General features: G+C 65.1%; 5 protein-coding genes. 2 read left to right on the forward strand and 3 right to left on the reverse strand.

What is annotated here, in order from left to right; genetic code table 11:
- Window positions 1-28 precede the first annotated feature (28 nt).
- From GNK13_RS07075 to GNK13_RS07085, 3 genes are read right to left on the reverse strand one after another with little or no spacing between them, the layout of a single operon-like run.
- Window positions 29-718 carry a hypothetical protein gene (locus GNK13_RS07075; RefSeq protein WP_164101809.1) on the reverse strand — a complete coding sequence of 230 codons (690 nt, stop codon included), beginning with the start codon at window positions 716-718 and terminating at the stop codon, window positions 29-31.
- Between the two features lie 52 nt (window positions 719-770).
- Window positions 771-1,223 carry a DUF2752 domain-containing protein gene (locus GNK13_RS07080; RefSeq protein WP_235934866.1) on the reverse strand — a complete coding sequence of 151 codons (453 nt, stop codon included), beginning with the start codon at window positions 1,221-1,223 and terminating at the stop codon, window positions 771-773.
- 13 nt (window positions 1,224-1,236) lie between these two features.
- Window positions 1,237-2,316: a M28 family peptidase gene (locus tag GNK13_RS07085; RefSeq protein WP_235934868.1), complete on the reverse strand. Its 1,080-nt coding sequence runs from the start codon at window positions 2,314-2,316 to the stop codon at window positions 1,237-1,239.
- 439 nt (window positions 2,317-2,755) lie between these two features.
- Between GNK13_RS07085 and GNK13_RS07090 the strand changes: the two genes are divergently transcribed.
- Together GNK13_RS07090 and GNK13_RS07095 are read left to right on the forward strand one after the other, a co-directional pair.
- On the forward strand, window positions 2,756-4,675 hold the full coding sequence (locus GNK13_RS07090; RefSeq protein WP_164101811.1) for a hypothetical protein: 1,920 nt from the start codon (window positions 2,756-2,758) through the stop codon (window positions 4,673-4,675).
- A 46-nt stretch (window positions 4,676-4,721) separates the two neighbouring features.
- The gene (locus GNK13_RS07095; RefSeq protein ID WP_164101812.1) at window positions 4,722-6,053 is read left to right on the forward strand and encodes a DUF362 domain-containing protein; all 1,332 of its coding nucleotides are present in this window, start codon (window positions 4,722-4,724) and stop codon (window positions 6,051-6,053) included.
- The last annotated feature ends 268 nt before the right edge of the window (window positions 6,054-6,321 follow it).

Here is a 6,321-nt window from a genome sequence, read left to right on the forward strand (position 1 = left end):
TGAGCCGTTTGGTTGCTGGACCGTTTGCCTACTGATGCACGATTTTAGCGTCGTCGGCCACGCCGTCGCGGAAGTCGTAGGGGTGGAAGTACCGGGCGATGCGTTGGCCGAGCATATCGAGGTAGACGCGGCGAAACTTATCTTCGGTCGTCTCGGTCGTGAATAGACCGGCCGTCACCGGATAGGTGTAGTCGTCCAAAGTCCGGCGGAACTCGCGACTGCCGCTGGCAACATCGTGAACGGTGATCGTGGCCCCGGCGTGGCCGCGATACATCGTCTGCCCTTCGCGGAGCCGCAGGTCGGTCAACTCGATCGAGACGACCTTATCGGCTTTGACGCCGCGGCCGAGGGCCACGTAGTCGATCGCTTCCCAGCCCTGCGTATCCCGCCACTGTTCGACTTCGTCTTCCCGGACGAGCTTGATGCCTTTGACTTCGGTTTTCAGGATCTCGCTCACGTAGCGGGTGAGCATCCGGGCCGAGATGTCGTTCGAATACTGGCTGGTATCGGTGATAGTGATCACCGCGACTTTCTTGTCGGCCAAGCCCTCGTACTCCGCCGGCACGTTATCGCCGTGGACCGCGTGGATCATGTTGGCGACGAACTGGATGCACCCGGTTTGCGAGAGTCCCAGCATCACCGCCAGGGTCAGCAAGATTAAGTAGCGGAGTCGTGGGACGAGGGGACCGCGGACAAAAGCGGGTCGTTGGTCGTGCATGGCGAATCCCTTCGCAAAGGCATGAGACGATCGAAGTCAGCGCAGACATGGTTCAGCGGGCTGCGAGCCGCAACGCCCAATCGACCAGCGTCACCGCAAGCGTGGCGAGCAATCCAATCGCCACCCCCATCACGGTTCGGGTCCCAGGGCGATCACCTCTGGCGGCCATCCATGCCGCCGCGGGTACCGTTGCCAAGGCCATGAACCCGAGCAGACAACCGCCCACGTTCGCGGTGGCCGCTTGCACGACCTGGCCACGCATGAGGTGGGCCCAGGAGGTGGTCATCCCACAGGCGGGACACCGCAGATCGAACAAAATTCGCGTGCTGCACGGGGGCAGGCCGAGTTGCTGATGGGTTCCCAAACCGGCTCCACTGGGAGTCAGCTGCGAGGCGGTCCACAACAATCCAGCCAGCACCATGGACAACGCCGCCAGCCCCAGGCGAGAAACCACGCCCAAGCGAGCGGCGACGCGGACGTTACGTGAATCCGAAATGCCTGACAAGGGAAGTTTTCGCTCACTCCGCTTGGGTCGACAGCCAGGTGTGGACGACATAGATCACCGCCGTCAACGAGCGACCACTGCACTTATCGAGCGTGTCTTCCTGGGTGTGCCAGTAGGACTGGTGTCGGAAGCCGGGCCGCGGGTAATCGAAGTCGATCAAGTCGGTCGTGGGGATCTGGGCGATCTGGTTCAGCGGGATGTGGTCGTCGCGGACCAGGTGGCGGATCCGCGGCTGAAACGCGTCGATCCCCAGCCGCCGGGCCGTGTTCCAAATCCCGACCGTGACGTCGCGAGCGTAGTTCCAACTGTTGCGTTCGTAGTACAGCTGCAACTCGCGGTCGCCGACCATGTCGAGCAACACGCCGGCGGTGTAGTCGACCGGCTTGGCCCCTTCAGCATTCGCGGTGCGGGCCGCGTAGCTACGAGCAAAATAGGTCGAACCGAGGAAGTAAGGATCGCGCTGCGAATCGAAGACGAACTCCTCGCCATCGAACAGGACCACGTCGATGCCGATCTCCGGCGGCAAGCTCGCGACGTGATGGGCCATCTCCATCAAGGCCGCGGTGCCACTGCCGCCATCGTTGGCTCCGACAAACACTCCGCGGGGGTTGCTCGGGTCGCGGTCGGGGAACGGCCGCGTGTCGTAGTGGGCGCAGAGCAGATACCGCTTGGTCGCGTCGGGGCGAAAGCGGGCGATGAGATTTCCCAACACCACCCGTTCGCCCGTCTCGGGATGCCGCGCCTCAAACTCCTGCATCTCGACCTTGGCACCCGCTTCGGTAAAGTGCGCCGTCAGATACTCTTGCTGCCGGCGCATCCCCTCGGAGCCACTTGGGCGAGGACCGAAGGCGACGATTCGGGCAAGGTAGCCGAAGGCCCGCTCTTCGTCGAAAGCGGCCGGAATATCCCAGGCGGCCGGCGCATCGGCATTGCGGGGAGGGCCGTTCCACAGCCGCAGCAACCCCCAACCGAGGCCGACCAGCACGACCAGGGCGACGGCGATCACCAGCCAGCGATTGATTGGCTGCGCGCGAGGTTTCCCCGCGGTGTCGTTCGTGGCAATCGAATCGCCCTGCATCAAGCTCACGCTCATCTTCCGTCGCTTCGATTCTTGAAATCGGATACTTCCCCAGCCACCCCCACACCACAAAACCTCTGAGCCGTAGGCGCTGGCCTCGGGCCTCGCGCCCCTGGGTTTTCCACTGCAGAACCCGCGGCTAGCGCCGTCGGCTCAGGGTTTTTCACTGCAGAGCCCGCGGCTAGCGCCGTCGGCTCAGGGTTTTCCACTGCAGAACCCGCGGCTAGCGCCGTCGGCTGAGGTTTTTTGACAGCACCCTGCTTCGAATTCTCCCTTCGCCGTCGGGAACCGGTGGACGGCGGTGCATTCTAGCGAATTCTTCCGCTCGGGGGCGATCCGCGACGCACTGCGACAATCTTCGAAGCGATCGGGATGGGGCTCCATCGCCGGGATGTTGTACCATGGGAAGCCGATCCCACTGGTGGTCCAATTTCTCTGAAGGCGAATCGCTCCCTTGTTTGGCTCGCATCGCTCGATCGTCGCTGCTCACCGCCCGCCACGGCCGTTTGTGTGGAGCCGCTGGACGATCCTGGGCGGCGTCCTGCTCGGGTTGACCTGCGGAATTGCGGCGAGTGGGCGAGCGGCCGAGTCGCCTGCCGAGTCGCCTGCCGAGACGGTTGGCGGGCCGTTTGTCCGATTGGCTGAGGCGCTGGCCGCGAGTGGGCGCGAGGAGGCGGCCGAGGCGGTGCGGCGGTGGGTCCCGGCCGAACGCGACGATCAGCAGGTCGCGTATTTTCCGCTCGCTCGGCTGGAAATTTCTTCGCCGACGCTGCAGGAACCAAAAGTCGCCGCGGCTTTTTTGGCCGCCCGGCGTCAAGCCGCGAAGGAAGCGATCCGAGCGGCCGAAGAGGCAGCTGCCGAGGGAAACGCCGATGCGGCGCTCGGCTGGATCTGGCGTGCGGCCCGCGAAGACCCGACGGCCGAAGCCCCGCGGCGGATTCTCGGTTTGCCGGCCGGCTCGGCTTCACGGGTCTCGATTCGCGTCGGGTCGGCGGCGCCCCCGCAGCTCGGCTGGCCGCCGCGGTCCTTCCTCGTCGCGCAAACGCCCCACTTTCGCATTTTTAGCACCGCTTCCCGGCGGCAAGCGGTCGCCATGGCGGAGGACCTCGAACGCTATCGCGCCGTCTGGTCGCAGGCGTTTCGCGAATTGTGGATCGGCGATGCCGAGGTCTGCCAAGCGGTCGCCAGTGGTCAGCCGCTGGAGAAACAAACGACTCGAGTCGACGTGGCGCTGTTCGCCGACCGAGCCAGCTACAGCAAAGCCTTGGCGGGCGATGCGACCGCCGCCGAAGTTTCGACCGGCTACTACGCTCCGGAAGCCCGCCTGACGTTGCTGTACGCCGGAGCGTCGCGGGCGCGGGGGGCACAGGATCAGGGGGCGTCGGATCGCGAGACGCGGTATCACGAGATCACGCACCAGCTGCTTCAGGAGACGTGCGGCGAAGTGGTCGACGCTCCGGGACTCGAGTCTGGTTTTTGGGTCCTCGAAGGCATCGCCTCGTACATGGAATCGGTGCGGTTTTTCGATTCGTTCGCCACCGTCGGCGGCTGGGAGTCACCGCGATTGCAGTACGCGCGGTGGCGCTGGCTCGGCGGGCAGGCGGCTCCGTCGCTCGACGTCTTGGCCGAGGAAGGACGCGCGGCGGTGCAGCGTCGAGACGATCTGGCGGCTTGGTACTCGACGGTTGCTGCCTATACCCATTTGCTGTTCGACGACCCGGACCGCCGCCCCGCCCTGCTCCGCTACCTCCGCTCGGTCTATCGCGGGCGGCCCGAGCCCGCAGCGATCGAGCTCACCGCGCCGCACGAGCCGTGGCCGCGGCAGCTGGAGAACTTTTTGCGGCTGAGTGACTCGCGAGCGCACGCCTTGCGGCCTGGAACTTCGCTCGAGCTGCTCTGCCTCGGTCGCTGCGAGCTGACGGCCGAGCGACTCGCGGGCATCCCGCCGCAACCCCCGCTCACTTGGCTCGACCTGGGGCATTTGCCGGCGACGGATGCGATCGTCCAGCGGTTGGTCGCGGGGGCGAAGCTCGAGCGCGTGAATCTCGAATCGACCGCCGTGACCGATGCGGCGGCACGGATCGTGGTGGGGCAGCGGTCGCTCCGCGAGCTCGATCTCAGCTTCACCGAGGTCGGGGACGGAGGGCTCGAGCCGCTCGCCGGTTCGCGGCAGATCGAGGTGCTGTGGCTGACCGGCAGCCGCGTCAGCGACGACTCGATCCCGCTCCTGCTCGGCCTCCGCGGCTTGCGGGCGCTCGACGTGCAGCGAACGCGGATCACCCCCGAGGGGCTGGCTCGGATCGCAGCGGCCCGCCCCGACCTGCAGCTCAACCCGCTGCAGCTGATTTCCCCCACGGCTGAACCTTCATCCTGACGGCATTCCCCACTGACGGCATTTCCCACTGACGGATAGACGCTCCATGACCACGCTGCCCAAGATGTTTCGACTTCGCCAGCACTTTGCCGGGGGCCGGATCGCAGATCCTGCCGCGGGTGTCACAGCCGAGCTGGAACGGGTTCGCCTGCAGAACCGAATCCAGAATGGCGAGAGCGTGGCGGTCGCCGTCGGCAGCCGAGGCATCGCGGACCTGCCGGCGATGGTCGACGCGATCGTCCGCTACGTGAAAGCTGTGGGGGGACGGCCGTTTGTGGTTCCTGCGATGGGCAGCCACGGAGGGGGAACGGCCGATGGGCAGATCGCGGTGCTCGAAGGGCTCGGCATCAGCGAGGCCCGCGTCGGCTGTCCGATCGTCGCTTCAATGGAAACCGAAACGATCGGCCAGTCGGTCGACGGACTGCCGATCCATTTCGACGCCCGCGCGCTCGCCGCCGACCATTTGATTCTGCTCAACCGAGTCAAGCCGCACACGCGGTTCACCGGCCGGATCCAAAGCGGATTGCTGAAGATGCTGATGGTCGGGCTGGGGAAACGCAACGGCGCGTGCGTCTACCATCAAGCGAATCAGACCATTCCCTTTGATCGGTTGATCCGCACGGTGGTTCCGGCGATCCTGGCTCGCCGCAGCGTCACGCTGGGGATCGCCGTGGTCGAAAACGCGTTCGATCAGATCGCAATTATCGAAGCGGTCGACGAGGATCGCTTGCTCGATCGCGAGCCGCAGTTGCTCGAGACCTCCAGCCGCTTGATGGCCCACCTGCCGTTCGACCAAGCCGATCTGTTGATCATCGACCGGATCGGCAAGGACATCAGCGGAACCGGGATGGACACGAACATCATCGGTCGCAAGCAGAACGATAAAGTCGCGGCGGTCGATGAATATCCCAAAGTGCGGCACATCTACGTTCGCGGATTGACCGAGGCGTCGCGCGGCAACGCGGCAGGGATCGGGCTAGCGGAGTTTTGCCGGTCGGATTTAGTCGACCAGATGGATCAAGAAGCGACCCGCGTCAACGCGCTCAGCGCCGGGCACGTCTCGGCAGCCGCTATCCCCATCCATTACGCGACCGATCGCGAGGTCCTCGAAGCGGCGATCACGCAATCGGGGCTGACGCCGCCGGAGGATGTCCGTTGGATGTGGATCCGCGACACGCTGCATCTGAGCGAGGTCTTGTGCAGCGCCGCGTTCTACGGCGACGCCCTGCGACGAGACGACCTGGACGTTCTCGACCAGCCCACGCCGCTGGAGTTCGACGCGGCTGGGCAGTTGGTCGAGCGGTTTACCGGAGCTCCGGTCGTCGAGGCCAGCGAAGCGGACCTCCGCCGCGACTGGATCGCCGAGGAAGAAGCGTAGAGCCCCCTAGGCTCTGTCAGAAAACCCAGCCGACGGCGCTAGCCGCGGGTTCCGCAGCGGAAAAGCCGGGGGACGCGAGGCCCGAGGCTAGCGCCTACGGCTCAAGAGATAAGAATCGCCGAATTTTCTGTCAGAGCCTAACTGCACAGCGCCACATTGGATTGGTTCGGAGCGGGACGGCTCGCGGAAAAATCGTTTAACGGCAAGCCGAAGGCGACTGCTTTTTAAAACACAGTCGCCTTCGGCTTGCCGTTAAACGACTTGGTAG

The sequence above is a fragment of the Candidatus Laterigemmans baculatus genome (assembly GCF_010367455.1).
GTDB classification, from domain to species: Bacteria; Planctomycetota; Planctomycetia; order Pirellulales; family Pirellulaceae; genus Laterigemmans; species Laterigemmans baculatus.